Origin of the sequence: Streptomyces sp. NPDC056738 (assembly GCF_042790435.1) — a bacterium.
GTDB lineage: Bacteria > Actinomycetota > Actinomycetes > Streptomycetales > Streptomycetaceae > Streptomyces.
The window spans coordinates 506,239-525,338 of the sequence record NZ_JBHTZF010000002.1 but is presented as its reverse complement, the minus strand read 5'-3'; the positions used below and the strand labels follow the sequence as shown (position 1 = coordinate 525,338).

General features: G+C 73.9%; 17 protein-coding genes. 11 read left to right on the top strand and 6 right to left on the bottom strand.

Annotated elements, in window-relative coordinates; translation table 11 throughout:
• Nucleotides 1-150 precede the first annotated feature (150 nt).
• The 3 genes from ACFRIC_RS06020 to ACFRIC_RS06010 form a co-directional block, all read right to left on the bottom strand.
• Nucleotides 151-2,346: a M48 family metalloprotease gene (locus tag ACFRIC_RS06020; RefSeq protein ID WP_382780027.1), complete on the bottom strand. Its 2,196-nt coding sequence runs from the start codon at nt 2,344-2,346 to the stop codon at nt 151-153.
• A 64-nt stretch (nt 2,347-2,410) separates the two neighbouring features.
• On the bottom strand, nt 2,411-3,322 hold the full coding sequence (locus ACFRIC_RS06015) for a hypothetical protein (RefSeq protein WP_382780024.1): 912 nt from the start codon (nt 3,320-3,322) through the stop codon (nt 2,411-2,413).
• A gap of 79 nt (nt 3,323-3,401) precedes the next feature.
• A complete protein-coding gene (locus tag ACFRIC_RS06010; protein ID WP_382780020.1) occupies nt 3,402-4,289 on the bottom strand; it encodes a hypothetical protein in 888 nt (295 codons plus the stop codon).
• Nucleotides 4,290-4,548: 259 nt separating this feature from the next.
• Here ACFRIC_RS06010 and ACFRIC_RS06005 point away from each other — a divergent pair, with 259 nt between their 5' ends.
• The 4 genes from ACFRIC_RS06005 to ACFRIC_RS05990 are packed head-to-tail and all read left to right on the top strand — an operon-like array spanning nt 4,549 to nt 7,407.
• A complete protein-coding gene (locus tag ACFRIC_RS06005) occupies nt 4,549-5,253 on the top strand; it encodes a response regulator transcription factor (RefSeq protein ID WP_382780017.1) in 705 nt (234 codons plus the stop codon).
• Complete coding sequence (locus ACFRIC_RS06000) at nt 5,250-6,740, top strand: sensor histidine kinase (RefSeq protein ID WP_382780014.1); 1,491 nt, start codon at nt 5,250-5,252, stop codon at nt 6,738-6,740. The genes ACFRIC_RS06005 and ACFRIC_RS06000 overlap by 4 nt, the downstream gene beginning before the upstream one ends.
• A gap of 47 nt (nt 6,741-6,787) precedes the next feature.
• Entirely contained in the window at nt 6,788-7,213 is a 426-nt protein-coding gene (locus ACFRIC_RS05995; RefSeq protein ID WP_382780011.1) for a hypothetical protein, read from the top strand.
• Nucleotides 7,213-7,407, top strand: coding sequence for a hypothetical protein (locus ACFRIC_RS05990; RefSeq protein ID WP_382780009.1), 195 nt, complete (start codon nt 7,213-7,215; stop codon nt 7,405-7,407). The genes ACFRIC_RS05995 and ACFRIC_RS05990 overlap by 1 nt, the downstream gene beginning before the upstream one ends.
• Nucleotides 7,408-7,515: 108 nt before the next feature.
• Here the strand turns inward: ACFRIC_RS05990 and ACFRIC_RS05985 are convergent, their stop codons facing one another.
• Nucleotides 7,516-8,208 carry a class I SAM-dependent methyltransferase gene (locus ACFRIC_RS05985; protein ID WP_382780007.1) on the bottom strand — a complete coding sequence of 231 codons (693 nt, stop codon included), beginning with the start codon at nt 8,206-8,208 and terminating at the stop codon, nt 7,516-7,518.
• A 91-nt stretch (nt 8,209-8,299) separates the two neighbouring features.
• On the opposite strand from ACFRIC_RS05985, the gene ACFRIC_RS05980 reads away from it, so the two are divergent.
• Nucleotides 8,300-8,992 (top strand): TetR/AcrR family transcriptional regulator, encoded by a 693-nt coding sequence (locus ACFRIC_RS05980; RefSeq protein WP_382780004.1) that lies wholly within the window; start codon nt 8,300-8,302, stop codon nt 8,990-8,992.
• 132 nt (nt 8,993-9,124) lie between these two features.
• Entirely contained in the window at nt 9,125-11,509 is a 2,385-nt protein-coding gene (locus ACFRIC_RS05975) for a SpoIIE family protein phosphatase (RefSeq protein ID WP_382780001.1), read from the top strand.
• An 87-nt stretch (nt 11,510-11,596) separates the two neighbouring features.
• Here ACFRIC_RS05975 and ACFRIC_RS05970 read toward each other — a convergent pair whose 3' ends face one another.
• Nucleotides 11,597-12,838, bottom strand: coding sequence for an NAD(P)/FAD-dependent oxidoreductase (locus ACFRIC_RS05970; RefSeq protein WP_382779998.1), 1,242 nt, complete (start codon nt 12,836-12,838; stop codon nt 11,597-11,599).
• A gap of 376 nt (nt 12,839-13,214) precedes the next feature.
• Complete coding sequence (locus tag ACFRIC_RS05965) at nt 13,215-13,562, bottom strand: PRC-barrel domain containing protein (protein ID WP_382779996.1); 348 nt, start codon at nt 13,560-13,562, stop codon at nt 13,215-13,217.
• Nucleotides 13,563-14,040: 478 nt separating this feature from the next.
• Between ACFRIC_RS05965 and ACFRIC_RS05960 the strand changes: the two genes are divergently transcribed.
• The 5 genes from ACFRIC_RS05960 (at nt 14,041) to ACFRIC_RS05940 (ending at nt 19,099) form a co-directional block, all read left to right on the top strand.
• Nucleotides 14,041-14,202, top strand: coding sequence for a hypothetical protein (locus tag ACFRIC_RS05960; RefSeq protein WP_382779993.1), 162 nt, complete (start codon nt 14,041-14,043; stop codon nt 14,200-14,202).
• Nucleotides 14,203-14,286: 84 nt separating this feature from the next.
• On the top strand, nt 14,287-15,825 hold the full coding sequence (pelF, locus tag ACFRIC_RS05955) for a GT4 family glycosyltransferase PelF (protein WP_382779990.1): 1,539 nt from the start codon (nt 14,287-14,289) through the stop codon (nt 15,823-15,825).
• Nucleotides 15,822-17,198: a hypothetical protein gene (locus ACFRIC_RS05950; RefSeq protein WP_382779987.1), complete on the top strand. Its 1,377-nt coding sequence runs from the start codon at nt 15,822-15,824 to the stop codon at nt 17,196-17,198. The genes pelF and ACFRIC_RS05950 overlap by 4 nt, the downstream gene beginning before the upstream one ends.
• 97 nt (nt 17,199-17,295) lie before the next feature.
• Nucleotides 17,296-18,297, top strand: coding sequence for an SDR family NAD(P)-dependent oxidoreductase (locus tag ACFRIC_RS05945; RefSeq protein WP_382779984.1), 1,002 nt, complete (start codon nt 17,296-17,298; stop codon nt 18,295-18,297).
• Between the two features lie 88 nt (nt 18,298-18,385).
• Entirely contained in the window at nt 18,386-19,099 is a 714-nt protein-coding gene (locus ACFRIC_RS05940; protein WP_382779981.1) for a sugar phosphate nucleotidyltransferase, read from the top strand.
• The last annotated feature ends 1 nt before the right edge of the window (nt 19,100 follow it).

The window sequence follows — 19,100 nt, the reverse complement described above, 5'->3', positions numbered from 1 at the left end:
GACGCACGGCCGCCGTGGTTCACGCGTGCACAGGCCTGTGACACGACGGTGACGCGGTGGCTACCGATCCCCCTGAGCCCACGGCGGGACGACGGCCCCGGGCTCTCCTGACCAGGACACCGTGAGCTGACCAAGACACCGTGAGCGGCACTAGGGCGTGTCCGACAAGGTCAGCGACAGGCGTTGCGCGGTGGTCGAGGTGGAGGTGAACTCCCGGCAGGCGACCACCGCTCGGGTGGCTCCCGTCACGGCCCTGACGAGGTCCAGCCGCACCGTCGAGCCCGCGCCGGTGACCAGGCGTGCGTCCATCCAGGTCGTCGTCGCGCTGACGTCCGTGCGCCGGGTGCGCTCCCCCGTCAGCAGGCGTGTGGTGCCGTCGACGGACGTGGTGCGCAGGACGGGCACTTCGTCCAGGTCGGCCGCCAGGGTGCCGTCGTCGCGCAGGGTCCACCGGGCCCCGCGCAGATGGTCGGCCACCTCCTGGGCCTGGGAGCGGGTGCCCGAGAGGGGATCAGCGGAGACGACGGCGAGCGTACGGAAGGTGCGGGGGCCCCGCTCATGATCCGGACCGGCGGCGGTGGGCGACGGCTTTCCGGCCGTGAAGGCCGGGAGTCCCGGGGGACGGCTCGGATCGCGCGGCGCGGCGCGCCGGGGACATCCCGTGGCCGTCGCCCCGACCCCGGCTCCGGCTCCGGCCCCGTCATCGGTTGCGCCACCGCTTCCCGCCCCCGCACCGGCATCGGTTCCGGTTCCACCGCCCGGTGCCCGCGTGGCGGCCGGAGTGGTCCCCGCCGCCGGGTCGTCGGCGAAGACCCCACCGGCCGGGCGGGAGGCGAGGGGCAGCAGCCCGATCAGCAGCAGCACCGCCGGAAGCAGGACGGCCGCCGCGTAGACGGTCGCGGACCGGACCGCGGCCGACCCGGAGGTCCCGGGCGACGGCGTCGCGGACCCGGCCGCCACCGACCGGGAGGCCCCGGGCGAAGGCCTCGCCGACCGGGCCGCCCCCGACCCGGCCATCCCGGACCCGGGCACCACCGACCCGGGCGTCCCAGACCCGGCCGTCGCCGGCCCACGCGTCTCAGAACCGGCCGTCGCCGCCCCCGACCCGGGCATCGCAGGACCGGCCGTCGCCGCCCCCGGCCCGGACGTCGCAGAACCGGCCGTCGCCGGCAAGTCCCTCCGTGCGGGTTCCTCGCGCGTCACCAGGGGCCAGAGCAGCGCCACGGCCAGCGTCGCCCACCAGGCCGGCTGTCCGGCCAGTGACTCGTGGGCCAGCGCGAGGACCTGCCGGCCGGCCCGGTCGGCGGACGCCCCCAGCAGCACGTACGCGGGGAACGCCCCCAGCATCGCCAGCGGCGTCTGGGCGAACAGGGCCAGGGGCCACAGCAGTGCCGACAGGAGCCGGACCCGGATGGTCCCGGCTCGTGACACGCACCGGACGCGCAGCCCGACGGGCGGGTGATAGAGCCGTGCGAGGCCTCCGTGATCGCCCTTCTCCAGGCTGCGCAGAGCGCGTACGACGGCGTCGGCGCCCGCCGTCCGAGCGGCGTAGCGGTCCGCGCCGAACTCCGCCGACCACAGCGCGGCCACCACGAGGAGCAGCACCTTCGGCACGCTCTCCAGGACCAGGACGACCTCGGCGAGCGTAAGGAACACCGTCGCGTTGCCCGTCGCGAACAGCAGCGCGACCGGGAGAACCACGAAGCCCACGAGGACGTACGGCCAGACGCGGACCAGGGCGGTGAGGGGGCTGCCGAGCCCGGTGGCGTGCTGCTCGCCCTTCCGCAGATGGCCGAGTTCGTGCAGGAGGACCGCTCGGGCGGCGTCGGTGTCCGTGTGCCACAGATGCACGAGCGGGGCGAAGACGCCGACATGGGCCGTTCGCCAGCCGCCGGGGTAGACGCGGGCGGAGATTCCGTCCTGCGTGCTCAGCCTCAGCCGGGTGCCGGGTGCGTGCGTGTTCACGAACGCCGCCATCGCGGCGGCGAAGTGCGGCCGGACGTCCCCGTCCGGGCTCCCGGGCGCCGGGGCCGGGGGCGCCATCAGCGGGTCGTCGGGGGCCAGGAGTCCGTGGCGGCGTTCGACGAGACGGCGGCGTGCCCGCGGGGCGAGGAGGGCGAGGACCGCGACGAGCAGGAAGAACTGGGGCAGGAGCTGGACCAGGCTGAGCAGCGCCGTGACGAAGCGGCCGAGTTCGGCCCCGCCGACCCGGCCGAGCCCCGTGCTCACGTCGAGGGTGTGTCCGATCAGGGCGGGAAGCTGCGCGAGGAAGAGCGCCAGGGTCAGCCACAGCCAGGGCGGCGGCCCCCAGGACCGTGCGGGCCGGAGCGGCGGCGGCCACCTCATGACGGCGTACGGGGTCGGTCCGCGCGCCGGGACGGCCGGCGCTCCTGTGCCCTCGGCGCCGTGCTCATTCCCGGTCCGTGGTGTCGGGACCGGCCTGGGGGCCGTGCGGGGTCGTACGGGGACGGGCGGCGCGGTGGAGCAGGCTCGACGCCGCGGAGCGCAGTCGGCGCAGCTTCGGGCGCCGGGTGTCCGGGCCGGGGGCCTGCGGGGGCGGCTCCTCGCCGACCAGCGCGTCGAGGAAGGCCGCGGCCTCCTCCGGGTCGTCCTCGGTGACCAGCCGGGCGATGAGGCGTGCCGTCAGTTCGTCGGCCTGGTCCGGGGCCAGCCCGCGGGCCCGGAGCCGCGCGCTCATGTCCAGTGCGGCCCGTACGGCGTCGGCCGTGGGGGTGCCGGAGCGGGCGTCCGCGCCGCCCGGGGGAACCGCCGCTCCCGGCAGGGCTCTTGGGGCCAGTCCCGGCGTGGCTCCCGACAAGTCTCCCGGCGCGGCTTCCGGCAGGTCCTCGCCGTCGGCCGCACCGTCGGGGGCGCCCCCGTCGTCCCGCACCGGCCGTGGTGACGACGGCGGTGGCGGTGACGTCGACGGCGCCGAGGGTATGTCCTCGCCGGCCGGCGGCTGTGCGTCCGGTGAGGCCGTGCCGTCCTCCCCCGGCCGCCGGGTCGCGGCCTCGGCGCGCCGCTGGGCCTGTAACGCGACCAGCAGTCCGGTCGCGGACAGCAGGTTGTTCAACTCGGGGCTCGCCAGAGCGGATTTCAGCGACTCGGCGGCGTAGGCGAGCCCGTCCAGCACGGCGGGAAGGACGGCGGCCCCGCCGCCGCCCATGCCTCCGGGCACCTGCCCCGGCGAGGAGAAGAGGTCGCGGCGGGGAGCGCCGCCCGCGGCGTACGCGCGAGCCGTCTGCGCCGCGAACCCGCGCTCCTCGGGGGCGGCCCGCTCGGCGATCCGCAGGCTCCAGGTGTCCAGCCGGTCCGGTGTCATGCGGCGTCCCCCGGTGCGGCCGCGCCGACTGCCCGCCGTCCCGTCACGGTCGTCCGGGGGAGGCGGGCCGCCAAGGGCGTCACGAGGCCGTGCCGTCGAAGGTGAACTTGAAGGCGACCACGCCGTCGGTGGTGCTTCCCTCGGCGGTGAGCGAGGCCCCGGAACCGTCGAGGCGGCCCGTGAACGTCGTACCGGCGGCCAGCGCGTGCGGGAAGCCGCCGGGCATCTGACCGAGGTCCGAGCGGCAGGCGATGAGCAGGCCGGGCCAGTTGAGCAGGTTGAGGACGATGGCTTCCCGGTCGTGCGGATCCGTGAGCCGTGCGTCCAGTTCGCCGCCTGACCAGTCGATGTTCCAGTAGGTCAGCAGCAGATTCGGATCCCGGTAGTTGCCCGCCAGGTCCTGGCTCGAGACCGTGCTGACCGACGACGACCGGAAGGACACCGCTCCGGCCTGGGCGGGATTGCCCGCCGCGAACAGCATGGAGAACGGGTTGCTCTCGGTCTGGTCGCCGCCGCTCTCGGGCCGGCCCAGATCGAGGGTGCTGTTCATGGAGTAGGTCTGACTGTCCGCCAGGTGCCGGGACCCGTCGGTGGAGCAGTAGTCGTAGATGTCGACGGAGATGCTCGCGGTGCCGCTGTACGCCTTGCCCCACAGGGCCGAGGCCGCCGAGCCGCCGGCCGACACCGTGTCCTCGGTGGCGGCCGCCGTGGCCTCCTCCGTGGTGGGTGTCTCCGTCGGCGTCGCGACCTCGGTGACCGAAGGCGTCGCCTCCGGCGTGGACGCGGCCGCGGACGACGGCGCGGCGGACGCCAGGGTACTGGCGGAGGCCGTCGAGGACGCGGCCTCCGGCGTGCCGTGTTTCCCGCACCCGGCCAGGGACGCGCACAGCAGTCCCGCGCAGAGCGTCGCGATCAGACGGACCCGGACATCGGTGGGCACTCTTCGAACCCGCGTCATGGCAGCCATGACACACCCCTCCCCACACTGGGTCACCCCCCACGAGCACCCAGGACATGCGGGACATTACGCTGCGCGGGCATGTCCTCACCCCCTGCGAAGTCCTTCGTTACCGTTTCGTGGCTGGCCACGGCACGGACCGCTTCTTGCCTGGTCACACCTTCGTACGCGGGGGGCCGCGCGGGTCCGCCGACGAAGCCCCTGGTGCACGATGGGCGGCGAGTCGGACCGGCCCGAACGGTCCGTTCCTGCGAGCTGGGGTGTGCTGATGGGCGGAGATCGGGGACGGGTCCTCGTCGTCGACGACGACGCGGCGATACGACGGTCGCTCGAACGCGGTCTGCGGCTGGGCGGTTTCACCGTGGACCTCGCCGACGGCGGCAGGAACGCGCTGGAGGCGGCCCGGCACACGCCGCCGGACGCGATCGTGCTGGACATCTCCATGCCCGGACTCAGCGGGATCGACGTGTGCCGGACGCTGCGCGCGGAGGACAACGACGTACCCGTCCTGATGCTCTCGGCGCTCGACGAGACCGGTGACCGGATCGCCGGGCTGCAGGCCGGCGGGGACGACTACCTGGTGAAGCCGTTCACGCTGCAGGAGCTGGTACTCCGGCTCCAGGCGCTGCTGCGGCGCCGGCCGCCGAAGGACACCGACACGGTACGGGTGGGCGGGCTGTCGCTCGACCCGACGGCGCGCACGGTCAGTCTGGACGGGCGCCGACTGGAGCTGACCCGGCGGGAGTTCGAGCTGCTCCACGTCCTGGCGCGCAACGCGGGCATCGTGCTCAGCCGGGATCAGCTCCTCGACCGGGTCTGGGGCTACGACTTCGACGTGCGCACCGACGCGGTGGACACGTTCGTGAGCTATCTGCGGCGCAAACTGGAGGCACCGGGCCGGGACCGGATCATCCACACCGTGCGGGGCGTCGGGTTCGTGCTGCGCGACGACGGGCCGGGGGCGGGACGATGAGGCTGTCCACCCGCATCGCCCTCGCCGTCGGCGCGACCGTGCCGGTCCTGGTGCTGGCCACCGGCTGGCTGCTGCTGCGGCTCGTCGCGTCGGATCTGCACGAGCAGCAGGACGCCCACCTGCGGACGAGCGCGGCGGCCGTGGCGAAGGACGCCCGCGGACTGCTGCGCGCGAGCGCGGCGGACCGGTCCGCGGCGGTCGAACGGGCCCGCGAGAGGCGGCTGTTCACCTCGGCTCTGGATGTCGGCGTACGGCTGATCGGCCCGTCGGAGACGTACACGGGCGGCCCGCAGCCGGACCAGGGGGTGACGCTCCCCGCGAGCGCGCCCGTGCCGGTCACGCTGCGGGCCGGCGGGGACTCCTGGCGGGTCCTGTCCAAGCGGGTGTCCGGTACCCGTCCCGGGGTGCGCGGCACGCTCTGGCTCTTCGCGCCCGACACCGCCTCCGACACCCAACTGCGCCTGGTGCGCAGGCGCGTGGTGACGGTGGCGCTGCTCGCCGCGCCGCTCTCGGGGCTGCTGGCCGGTGCGGTGGCGGGCCGCGCGAGCCGTCCGCTGCGGCGGCTGCGGGACAGCGCGAGCGGTCTGGATCCGCGGACCAGTGCCGCCCGCCTCGACCACACGCCGGCGCGGATCGCCGAGGTCGACGATCTGGCGCTCACCCTCCAGACGGTCCTGAGCCGCTACGACGAGCAGGCGGCGAGGACCGAGGAGGCGCTCGCCACCGCCCGTTCCTTCGCCTCCGCCGCCGCGCACGAACTGCGCACGCCGCTGATGAGCATGCAGACCAACCTGGAGATCCTCACCGGGCATCCGGCGCTGCCCGCTCCCGAGCGGGACGAGGTCCTGGACGACCTGCGCCGCGAACACGCCCGGCTGCTGGGGCTGTTGGTCATGCTGCGCGAGCTCGGCCGCGGTGACCTGGTCGAGGCGGACGCCTTCGGTCCGGTGGACCTCGCGGATGTCGTCGAGGCGAGCGTGCGCGAGCAGCGGCGGCGCCATCCGCTCGCGCACATCTCCGGCGACTGTCCACCGGGCCTGCGGGTGCACGGCTGGGAGCCGGGCCTGCGCACGGTCCTGGACAATCTCCTCACCAACGCGCTGGTGCACGGCGGTTGTGCCGACGGACGCCCCGCGCGCATCGAGGTCACGCTGCGCGCGAGCGGCGGCCACGTCGTCCTGTGCGTCGACGACCAGGGGCCCGGGATCGCGCCCGAGCGTCGCGCCACGGTCTTCGAACGCTTCGAGCGCCGCCCGGACAGTCCCGGATCGGGCCTCGGACTCACCCTGGTCGCCCAGCAGGTCGACCTGCACCGGGGCCGCGTCCGTGTCCTCGAACCGCCGGCCGGAACGGGGACCCGGATCGAGGTGGCGCTCCCCCTGTGGGGCGGCGGGGCCGGTGGGGAGCGGGCGCTTCCCGCACAGCGGAACTGGGTGATCGCGACCGCCGGTGTCCGGCCACAAGAATTCCACAAGGACGGCTCCTAGCGTGCCGGGCGTGCGGGCAACCGCCCCGGAACGAAGAGGAGTTCAGCATGACGAGGACATCGAGGAAGCCGACGGCGCCGAGGGCCGGGAAGACCGTCGTCGCGCTGATGGCGGTGGGCGCGCTGCTCGGCGCCGCGGGGGCCGCCTCGGCCGACAGCGCCGGGACGCACCCCTCGGGCGCACCGACGGGTGACGGCGCGAAGGCGCTCTGCAAGCGCGCGCCGAAGATCGACCGGCGGATCGACCGCATCCTCGGCCGGCTGAACGGGGACACCTCGCAGCGCGGTTCGATCGCCAGGCTGGAGCAGCGGGTGGCCAACGCCAAGTCCGCGGGGGACACGCAGATCGAGACCTATCTCGACCACCGGCTGACCTTCCGCCGTTCGCTCGTCCCGACTCTGGAGGGCCGCCAGAAGGATCTGGCGGACGTCCAGAAGTGGTGCGCGAGCCACGACGACGGGGCCGGCTCCTGATGCGCGCGGGACGTGCGGCACTGGCCCTGGTGGTGGCCGCGCTGCTCCTGAGCGCGTGCGGCGGCTCCGGTGACACCGGGCAGGCCCCCGCGTCGCCAGGACCGGCGTCCACGGATGTCGCCCATCTGCAGAAACTGGTCGACGACGCGGAGTCCGCGGCGAGTTCGGCCGAGTCGGCCATGGCCGACGACTGACGCCACGGCGGGCGGCGTTCGCCCCACGGGGCGGGCCCGGCCGGAGCCGCGCGCGGTTGGCCCGGTCGGCCGGAGCCGCGCGCGGGCCGCGGGCTCGGCCGGTCCGCGTCAGCGGCTCGACCGGTCCGTCCGCTCCCGGGAGACCGGACGCACGGCCTGGACGTACGTCAGCCACGGGCGGACGTCGCCGCTGCCGCGGATCTCGAAGCCCGCGCCGGTGACGAGCCCGTCCAGCAGGTCGGTCCGGTTGTGGGACATGGCGTGGCCCAGGCCGCCGTGCACCAGATGACGCCCGACGGCGCTGCGCGGCGGCCGGAACTCGACGACCAGCAGGCGTCCGCCCGGCCGCACGACGCGCCACATCTCCTCGAGTGCGGCCGGCCGGAGCCCCTCGGGCAGGTGGTGGAGCATCAGGCTGGTGACGACGGTGTCGAACGACGCGTCCGGGAAGCCCAGGTCCTCCGCGACGCCTTCCCGGTAGGTGCACGCGGCGCCCCGTCCGGCGCCGCTCCTGCGGCGCGCGTAGGCGAGCACCGAGGGCGACGGGTCGACGCCCGTCACCGTTCCCCGCGGCCCGGCGACGGCGGCCATCCGCCGGGTCAGATACCCGGTGCCGCAGCCCACGTCCAGCACCCGGTCCCCGCTCTCGGCCCCGCTCAGCACCGCCAGCCGGGAGAAGGCGCGGTTGCGCCGGCCCGCGAAGCAGACCGCTCCGCACAGTTCGTAGGAACGCGGGGCTCCGATCGTCACCCCTGGGGTGTCCGCGTGCGGCTTTCCTTGCATGAGGCGCCCGATGGACATACCGGTCACCCTCCTTAACTTAGTTGCGACTAAGTACGTGGCTAACTTAGTCACAACTAAGGAAGTGTGCAAGGGGCCTACGATGGCCGGTGTGACCGACGCCGAGAAGACCTCCGCCCACCAGGGCAAGACCCGTACGCGCACCCGGATGCCCGCGGCCGAGCGGCGCGCCTCGATCCTGGCCGCGGCCACCGAGGTCTTCTCCGAGACCGGCTACGAACGGGGCAAGGTCTCCGACATCGCCCGGCGCGTCGGGGTCACGGAACCGGTGGTCTTCCAGAACTTCGGGTCCAAGTCCGCCCTCTACCAGGCCGCCCTCGACCACGTCACCACGGCGGTCACCGCACTCCTGACCGAGGCCGCGGACACCGGCCGCCCCGTCCCCGACGTGCTGGCGGCCTTCCTCGACCCGGCGCACATGGACCGCTTCCACCAGCGCGGCGCCCACGGCTTCCTCTTCGCCGACGCGGCGGCGCTGGCCCACGATCCGGCCCTCGGTGACGCCGCCCGGAACATCCACCGCAATTTCGCCGAAGCCCTCGCCGGCCTGCTGCGCCGCGGCCAGAGCGACGGCGACATCCGCGACGACATCGGCGCGGACACCGCCGCCTGGTGGCTGATCTCGCTCCTCGCCGGACGCCCGCTCCGCGGCGCGGTGATGCCGGACCGGGCCGCCCAGGAGGCCCGGCTGACGGACATGGCCCTGCGGTCACTGCTGCCGCCGGGCGCCGATCAGGCCCCCGAGCCCCCCGCCGCACCGGCGGGCGCCCACCCCGCACCGTAGAATGATGGTTTTGTGGGTCAAAAGGATGGAAAGGGACGCAGTCTGCGACATGGTCTCCGCCGGTGAATCGACCGTCCACGGCGCCCCCGGACACGGGGTGTCCGGGCGGAGGCGCGGCGGAGGTGACGGCCGGTGAGCACAGCCACCCCGCTGATGGTCGTCGACGGCGCGGGCGTCGTCCTCCGGTGGAGCCGCAGGGCGCGCGAGATCTGGCTGCGGTCGGACTCCGAGGCCGTGGGGCGTACGGCCCTCGCCCTGGTGGCGCCCGACATCGGGAACTCCGGCGGCGACTCCGGCTACGGCACGGGGCCCGGTTCCGGCCCGCTCGTCATCCATGACGTCGACGGAAAGCCGGTCGACCTCCGCGTCCGGGTGGTGCCGCGCTCCGACGGCACGGTCGCCTGGGGCGTCTTCGAGGCGGACGGCGACGCGGCCCGCCTCGACACCCCGACCGCGGTGTTCGACATCCTGCACGCCAACACGCACGAGGCGTTCCTCGTCCTGGACCCCGCGCTGCGCGTCCTCAGCGTCAACGAGGCGGCCCGCGCGCTGCTCGGCGTCACGGCGGACAAGGCCCTCGACCGGCCGGTCGGCGACGTGTGCCGCCCCTCCCGTCCCCAGGAGTTCGAGGACCTTCTGCGGGGCGTCCTCACGGAGGGCACGCCGGTCACCGACCACGCCGTACAGCTCGAACCGGTGGACGCCGCGTCCCGGGAACGCTTCGCGGACATCTCCGCGTTCCCGCTGAGGAACGCGCGGGGCGTGGTCGTCTCGCTGACCGACGTCACGGAGTCCATGCGGAGCGAGCGGCGGAGCCGGGCGCTCGGGTCGGTACGGGAACGGGTGGGCCGGAGCCTGGACGTCGTCACGACCTGCCAGGAACTGGTCGAGGCGCTGGTGCCCGGCTTCGCCGACATCGCGGTGGTCGAGGTGGTCGACGCCGTGGTGCGGGGCGAGGACCCCCCGCTGAGCCCCCTCGGGCGCGAGATCCCGCTGCGCCGCGCGGCCTTCCGCCTCGAGGGCCCCTCCCACCGGGCGCAGGCCCATCCGGTCGGCGACGTCCGCGCCGTGCCGACACCCACGCCGTACTCCCAGGTGCTCAGCGATCTCCGGCCCCGAGCCGTCACGCTGGACCGGAACACGCCCTGGCTGTCCGCCGATCCGGAGCGGGCCCGCGCCATCCGCGCCTCCGGGGCCCGGGTGCTGCTCACCGCTCCCCTGGCCCTGCGGGGCGCCGTGCTCGGACTGCTGAGCCTCTATCGCGTACGACCGTACGACGTCTTCGACGAGAACGACCTCGCCGTCACCGAGCAACTGGCCTCGCACACCGCGCTGAGCATCGACAACGCCCGCCGCTACACCCGCGAGCACACGATCGCCTCGGCGCTGCAACGCCATCTGCTGCCGCCCGAGCCCCCGTCGCAGACGGCCATGGAGTTCGCGCCGCTGCACGTGCCGGCCGACGCGGGAGCGGGCACCTGGTACGACGCCTTCGGTCTGCCCGGGGCGCGCACCGCCCTGGTGATCGGGGAGGTCAGCGGAAGCGGCATCGACGCCGCCACCGCCATGGGCCAGATCCGGACGGTCGTCCACACGCTCGCGGCGCTCGATCTGGATCCCGACGAACTGCTCGCCCGTCTCAACGACGCGGTCGTACGGCTCGCCCACGAGCGGGAGGCCCTGCCGGCGAGCGACCCGCTGCGCCGGCAGCCCCTCAGGGCGGGCTGTGTCTACGCGGTCCACGACCCGCTCCAGGAGACCTGCGTCATGGCCTCCGCCGGTCACCCCGCGCCCGTCGTGGCCCACCCCGGCGGTGTGGTGCACGTGCCGCAGATCCCGACCGGCCCCCTTCTGGGCAGCCGGGACGGACCCCCGTTCGCCACCGCCTCCGTCCCCGTGCGGGACGGCAGCGTGCTCGCGCTGCGCACCACGTCCTTCCCCGGCCCCGACACCCCGGACGGCGACGGGACGAAAGGTCCCCTGTGTCAGGCGCTGACCCGTCTGGACCGGCCCCTCGGCGAGATCCGGGACGACGTCCTCTACCGGATGCGCGACACGACGGGCCACCACGACATCCTCCTGCTGCTCGCCCGCACCCGGGCCTTCCCGCCGGACCGGGTCGCCACCTGGGACCTGGACTTCCTGCCCACGGCACCGGCGACGGCACGGCACCACGCCCAGGAACGGCTCCGCGGATGGCGGGTGGGCGAGGAGACCGCCTTCGCCACCGAGCTGATCGTCAGCGAGCTCGTGACCAACGCCCTGCGCTACGGAGCGCCGCCGATCCGGCTGCGCCTCATCAAGGACGCCACGCTCACCTGCGAGGTCAGCGACGCGGGCGGGGCGGCTCCGCGCCTGCGCCACGCCCGCACGGCCGACGAGGGCGGACGCGGACTGTTCATCTGCGCGCAGATGAGCCACAACTGGGGCATCCGCTACTCCGCCCCGGGCAAGACGATCTGGACGGAACAGACACTGACCCAGGACCCGGACGGCGGGAGCCCGGACGACGCCTGACGCGGGTGCGCCGTCTCAGGACGGCCGCCGGTCCGCCTGTGGCGCCAGGACGGCCGCCGGTCCGGAGTGAGCCGGGTCGGCGGCGGTCTACCGTGCCAGGTCGGCCGCGACCTCGCGGGCCGCGCGGGCTCCGGAAGCCAGCGCGCCCTGGACCGAGCCCGTGGCCCGGTGGTCCCCGCACACATAGCGGCCGGGAGTCACACGGGCGGTCCGGCCGAGCGGCTGCGGGGGCGGCATCGCCGGCAGGGCGTCGGGAACGGTCCGGACCGTCAGCAGGTCCCAGTCGCCGGTGTCGGTGCCGTACACCTCGGCCAGCGTGTCGCGCAGCCAGGTCTCCCGGCCCTCCTGGTCGTGCCCGAGGACCGAGGTGGCGATCAGCGACATGCCCGGCGGGGCGTATCCGCGCACCACCTCGCTCAGGACGCAGGTGTTGAGGAAGCGTCTTCTGGTGTCCGTCAGCAGGACGGGTTCGGCCAGCGGTGACCGGGTCGCCGCGTGGTAGTACGTCGTCACGACGCGGTACTCGGGGAGGCCGAGGCCGGGCAGCAGCCGGGCGGCCGGTCCCGGGCCCGTGGCCACGACCACGGCCCGCGCGGCGATCTCGCCCCCGGCGTCCACCTCGACCCCGTCGTCCGTGAGCCGGGTGACCGGGGTGCCGAGTCGTACGGCGTCCGGGGGCAGCGCCTCGGCCAGCAGGCGCGGCACCGCCCCGATGCCGGCGCCGGGCAGGCACAGGGTGCCGCGCAGCATGCTGCGCCAGACGAGATGGAACACCCGCCCGGAGGTCTCGAGCTGGTCCTCCAGGAACACCCCGGACAGGAAGGGCCGGAAGAACCGTTCGACGAACTCCTCGGAGAACCCGGCCGCGGCCAGTGCGGTACGGGTCGTCCGGTCCTCTCCGCGCTTGAGCCATCCGGCGGGGGCGAGCATGTCCCGGCCGGACAGGGCGGCCAGCGCGAGCAGGTCACGGGTTCCCGCGAGGCGTCCCGGACGCAGGTCGCCGAGGCGCCGGCGGCCGCGCGTGGGGTCGTCGAAGCGGAGCGGTCCGTCCTCCGTGTGGACGAGGACGCCGGGCGTGAAGGGCCGCAGCCGCAGCTCGCGCAGGGTGAGCCTGCGCCGGACCTGCGGGTAGGACGTGTTGAAGACCTGGAAGCCGCGGTCGACGACGAAGCCGTCGTGGAGGTCGGAGCGCATCCGGCCTCCCACCCCGTCCGAGGCTTCGAGGAGCCGGACCTCGTAGCCGTACCCGGCGAGGTCGCGGGCGCACGCCAGACCGGCGAGCCCGCCGCCGACGATCAGGACATCGGGCACACCGCGCTTCGCGGTCATGGGCACCATCCTCCGAGCAGCCGGTCGTGACCGATCTTCCCGCCGGGCCCGCCCGTCGGATGCGGGGGCACGCCGGTGACCACCCTCCGCGCCTCCGCGGTCGGCCTCGCCCGCCGCGCCCTTCCGGCCACTCCTGGACACCAGGACGCCGGGTTCCCGGGATCCCGGAACGCGGGCGTGGAATAGATCGGTATGGCCGGATGTTCCCCCCTATGTGACGCGGAGCGGCCTCCGCACACCAGGTAAGCGGCCCCGGCTGGTCTCCCCCGTCCAGCCGGGGTCCCCTGTTCCCGCGTCCGTCCCCGGGACAGCGACGGACGCGAAGGACCGCCGGCACCGCCCCTGATCCGGGCGGCACCGGCGGTCCTTCGTCGCGTCAGTGGCCGGAGCCGTAATGGCCGCCGAGCTGGTCGCGGTAGTGCGGGTCCCCGAGGTGCTTCTCCTCGTCGAATTCCGGCGCCGCCTTGATCTCGTCCCGGGTCCGGGCGACATGGATCGTCCTGTCCTCATGACTGATCGACGTGATCGTCCCGGCGGGCAGCAGGACCTCCTTGCCGAAGATCCAGACGCCGGTGTCGACGACGATGTACTGAGAACCGACCACGTTGGAGTGCTTGTCGACCTTGCCGATGCGGCCGTCGGCGGCCTCCACCCGGTACCCGGAGAGATCGGCGTCGGGCGTGTGCCCGCTGGTCGGGGCGTAACCCCAAAGGTTCTCGTTCACGAGGAAATCCTCCAACTCGTTCTTTCCGCCAGAGCTGGACGGGTGTCCTCTCCCCGGCCGCTGACACCCGCGGCCCGCGGATTCTTCACAGACCCGGTTCGGGGTGGCCTGAAACCGACGATTCAGCCGGAACTCGCCCCGGTGCGGACCACGGGCGCCCCCACCGGGCGGACCGGGCCGCTCCGGTTCCATGCGGGCCCGGTCCCGACAGGCACAGGAACGTTTCACTGGGTAATCACATGACAGCTCAACGTGACGGACGCGGTGTCGACGCGGTGCTCGGCGATCACTCTTCCGATTGACACGCTTTTCCGTCATGTCCCTCGGCAAGCACACAAAAGCTCCACAGAGGGACCACTATGTGACGCGACGAACGCGTCGACGACCACGTCTGAGGGGGGCTGTGGCGTCACGCCAGGGGGTTGGTCCGCTCCACGGGAGCGGTGCTCACCCCTGCCCGGGGAGGGGACTTCACCGCATGAAGCGGACCATTCGCGCGACCGCGCCCACTGTCGGCGCGCTCAGCGCCTCGTCCGGCCCGCCGGCCGGCCCGGCGCCCGCGAACACCGCGCGCGTACGCGCCGGCCACGACCTGTCGACGGGAGTGCCCGCGCGGGTCGCCTGCAGCCCGGACAACTGAGCCGCGCACCGACCGAAGATCCCGTCCGCGCCGTCGCGGACGGGACGGGCCCGACCACCCCAACCTCGGCCGTGGAGCACATCCATGCACGTTCCCCGCGGCGCGCGCAGCCTCAGCACGACGCGCGTCACCCTGCTCACCGAAGGCACCTACCCGCACAGTCACGGCGGTGTCAGTGTCTGGTGCGACCAACTCGTCGACGGCATGCCCGACTTCGACTTCGGCGTCATCGCCGTGACCGGCACCGGACGTGAACCCCTCGTGTGGGACGTTCCCGCACAGGTCACGGACGTCGTCACGGTCCCCATGTGGGGACCCGCGCCCGCCGGCCGCCAACCCCGCGGCCGCCGCCGCAGGCAACTCGCCTCCGCCTACGAACAGTTCCTGACCTCCCTGCTCGATCCGTGCGCCGAGGACGGGTTCGCCACCGCCCTGTACGCGATGGCGCGGGCCGCGGCGGACGGGACGCTGAGTTCCTTCCTGCGCGGCGACCGGGCCATCGGCGTCCTGACCTCGGTGTGGAACCGTCCGGGCCTGTCGGTCCGCGAGGCCCGGCCGACCCTGTACGACGCGATCACCGCGACCGCCCTGCTGGAGCACGCGCTGCGCCCGCTCACCGCGCCGCTGCCCGAGCACGGGGTGGCGCACGCCGTCAGCGGAGGCGTCGCCGTCCTGCCGGGGCTCGCCGCGCTCGAACGGCACGGCGTCCCACTGCTGCTGACCGAGCACGGCGTCTATCTGCGCGAGCGCTACCTCGGCTACCGCACGGCCCCGTACCGCTGGCCGGTCAAGGCGGTCGTGCTGGGCTTCTTCCGGCTGCTCGCCGAGGAGACGTACCGGCGCGCGGCCCTGATCACCCCGGGCAACCGCTACAACCGGCTGTGGGAGGAACAGGGCGGTGCCGCGCCCGAGTCGATCCGTACCGTCTACAACGGCGTGGACCCGGCCGCCTTCCCGCCCGCAGGCCCGGAGCCGGAGCGGCCGACGCTGAGCTGGGCCGGGCGCGTCGACCCGATCAAGGACCTGGAGACCCTGATCCGGGCGTTCGCGCTCGTACGGGCACAACTCCCCGAAGCGCGGCTCCGGTTGTTCGGCGGCACCCCGCGCGGCGGCGAGGGCTACCGCGAGCGCTGCGAGGCGCTGGCCGCCGAACTCGGACAGGCGGAGGCCGTCACGTTCGAGGGCCGGGTGGACGACATCAAGGACGCCTACGCGGCGGGCAGCGTCGTGATGCTCTCCAGCATCAGCGAGGGATTCCCGTTCACCCTGATCGAGGCCATGTCGTGCGGGCGGGCCACCGTCTCCACGGACGTGGGCGGAGTGAGCGAGGCGGTCGGCGACAGCGGTCTCGTCGTCCCGCCACGGGATCCGGCCGCCATGGCCGCCGCCGCCCTCGAACTGCTCGGCGACGCCGGGCGGCGGGCCGCGATGGGCGAGGCGGCCCGGCTGCGTGTCATCGAGCAGTTCACCCTGCGCCAGACGGTCGACACGTTCCGGACCATCTACCTCGAACTGTCGACGCTCGGGGCAACCGCGCCGCGCGTTCCCGCGCCGATCGGCGCCCCGTCGCCGGTACCGGCCGGTCTCGCGGCCGCGTCCAGGTCGAGGAGTCTCGTCGGATGAGCGGGCCGATGGCGCTGGAACCGGGCGGCACGGGCGGCGACACGCTGTCCCTGCGGCTCGCCGCCCCGCGCGCACCCGCCGGGTCCGCTCCCGGCCGGGGCGCGGAGCGGGACGCGGTCGACCGGCTCGCCGCCGAACTGGCGGACGGTGTCGGCCCGGCGGTCCACCCGTACGAGGTGGCGGCCCTGCTGGAGTCGGAGGGGCTGACCGCCGAGGTCATCCAGGAGCGTTACGGGCATCCGAACCTCTTCTCGCTGGCCTCCGCGCTGTACGAGCGGGTGCCGCGCACCTTTCCGGAGCCGCCGCGACCGGCCGACCCCTGGCGTCCGGACCATGTGCGCTGCGCGCTGCGCGGGGCGCTGTTCGCTCTGCCGGGCCTCGCCTACCTGCTGACCGCGCCGCTGTGGCACGCGGGCCGCGACCTCCGCGTCCTGGTGGTGGCCGGTCTCGTCTCCTGGGCCTGGGGCCAGGCGCTCGGCCACCGCGCCTACGTACGGATGGCCACCGGCCGCCGGGAAGCGGGCCGGACCCTGCTCGCGGGGGCGCCCCTCGGCGCACTCGCCGCGACGGGAGCCGGGGCGCTGGCCGGCGGGTCCGGCACCGCGATCGGTGTCGCCGCGGCGCAGTCGGTGTATCTCGCGGCGGCCGGGGTGCTGCTCGTCCTCGGCGGGGAGCGGCTGCTGCTGGCCGCCCTCACCCCGCTGATCGCCGGCGCGGCGGCGCTGCCCTGGTGGGATCCCGGTCCCCTTCCCCGTGTCGCCCTGACACTGCTGTCCGTGCTCGGCTCGGTCGCCGGGGCGGGCTGGGCGCTGCGGTCGGCGCTCTCCGCGTCCCCGGCCCCGGGTGCGGCGCGTCCGTCGCTGCTGCGGTCGCTGCCGTACGGCGTGTTCGGGCTGTCGGCCGGGGTGCTGGTACTGCTGGAGGGCCGGCAGCAGCCGTACGCCGTGGTCGTGCTGACCGTCAGCATGGGACCGGCGGAGTGGCTGCTGTACCGGTACCGGGGCCTGTCGGTGTCGGTGCTGCGGGCCACCGCGACCCCGGCCGCCTTCCTGCTGCGTTCGACCGGTGTCCTCGGCCTCTGTCTGCTGCTCTACGTGCTCCCGCTGCTGCCCGCCGCCCGGCTGACCGGCGCGGAGCCGGCCCCGCTGCTGCTGCTCGCGGCCACGCTGTGGACCGCGTTGCTGCTCCAGGCGTTCGGGGCCGCCTGGCAGCCGGCCGTGGTCTGTCTGGCGGCGGCCGGCGGTGCCGCCGCGGCCACCGTGCTCCGCTCCCCGCCGGGCGCGGACGTCCTGACCCTGTCCTGCGGTGCGGCCTGCCTGTGTCTGGCGGTCTGCGCCGTACGGCTGCTGGGGCGGCCGGCCCCGCACGCCTGAACCGTCCCGCACGGCCCTTCCGGACGGATCCGGAGGGCCGCCGTGCCTTCGTCCGCATCATCCATCGCACGAACAACCAACCGGAAGGACCATCGAGTTGACCACCCAACCGCTCGCCGCCGTCACCGGAGCCGAGGGTTTCATCGGCTCCCACCTCACCGAGGCTCTGGTCGCCTCAGGGCACCGGGTGAGGGCCATGGCGCAGTACAACTCCTTCTCCTCGTACGGCTGGCTGGAGACCCTGCACCCCGACGTCCTGGACCAGGTGGACATCGTGCTGGGCGACGTCCGGGATCCGGGTTCGGTGCGCGGGCTGGTCGAAGGCGCCGACTGCGTCTACCACTTGGCCGCGCTCATCGCGATCCCGTACTCCTACCAGGCACCGCACAGCTATGTGGACACCAACGTCACCGGCACCCTCAACGTGCTGGAGGCGGTGCGCGCGCTCGGCACACCCCGGCTCGTGCACACCTCCACCAGCGAGACCTACGGCACCGCCCGGACCGTGCCCATCACGGAGGACCATCCGATCAACACCCAGTCCCCGTACGCCGCTTCGAAGGCGGGCGCGGACCGGCTGGCCGACAGCTACCACGCGAGTTTCGACACGCCCGTGGTGACGCTGCGGCCGTTCAACACCTTCGGCCCGCGGCAGTCGATGCGCGCGGTCATCCCCACCGTCATCGGCCAGGTGGCCGCGGGCGAACGCGTCATCACCCTCGGCGATCTGCGGCCCACCCGCGACTTCACCTTCGTCGAGGACACCGCGCAGGCGTTCCTCTCCGTGGGCACGGCGCCCGCGGACCGGGTGGTGGGCAGGACCTTCAACGCCGGTACGGGCGGGGAGATCTCGGTCGGCGACCTGGTGGCGCTGATCGGCAAGGTGATGGACACCGCCCTCGACGTGCGTGAGGACACCGGGCGCATCCGGCCGGCCAACTCCGAGGTGATGCGCCTGGTCGCCGACGCGACCCGGCTGGCCGAGGCGACCGGCTGGAGCCCCGCCCACGACCTGGAGCAGGGGCTCGCGCGGACCGTCGCTTTCTTCCGTGAGCCGGCGAACCTGGCCCGCTACAAGACCGGCATCTACAACATCTGACCGTTCACCACCTCTGACCGTCGACCACCTCTCACCGTTCGCGACGTCCGATCCCGGTCGGCACGTCCCACGAAGGAAAGCGCACCCCATGCACGCAGTGATTCTGGCCGGAGGCAAGGGCGTTCGGCTGCGGCCCTACACCACCGCCCTGCCCAAACCGCTCGTTCCCATCGGCGACCAGCACGCGATCCTGGAGATCGTCCTCCGCCAGCTCGTCTCGTCCGGCTTCACGAGTTGCACCATCGCCGTGGGTCACCTGGGCGAGATCATCCGCGCCTACGTCGGCGACGGGTCCCAGTGGGGCCTGGCCATCGACTACTCCACCGAGGAGAGCCCGCTCGGCACCATGGGCCCGCTGCTCACCATGCGCGACCGGCTGCCCGAGTCGTTCCTGGTGATGAACGGCGACGTGCTCACCGACCTCGACTACGGCGACCTGCTGCTGCGCCACCGCGGTTCGGGCGCGCCGTTGACCATCGCGACGTACGCGCGCAAGGTACGCATCGACTTCGGCGTGCTGACCACCGACGACCGCAAGGTGGTCGCCTTCACCGAGAAGCCGAGCATGGACTACCGCGTCTCCATGGGCGTGTACGGCCTGTCGCGCTCCACGCTCGAGGGGTACACGCCGGGGCTGCCGCTGGGCTTCGACGAGCTGGTCCTCGACCTGCTGCGCAGCGGCAGCGAGCCGCACGCCTACGCGTTCGACGGGTACTGGCTCGACATCGGCCGCCCGGACGACTACGACCGGGCCAACGCCGAGTTCACCACCCGCAAGTCGCTGTTGCTCAAGGGAGCCTGAC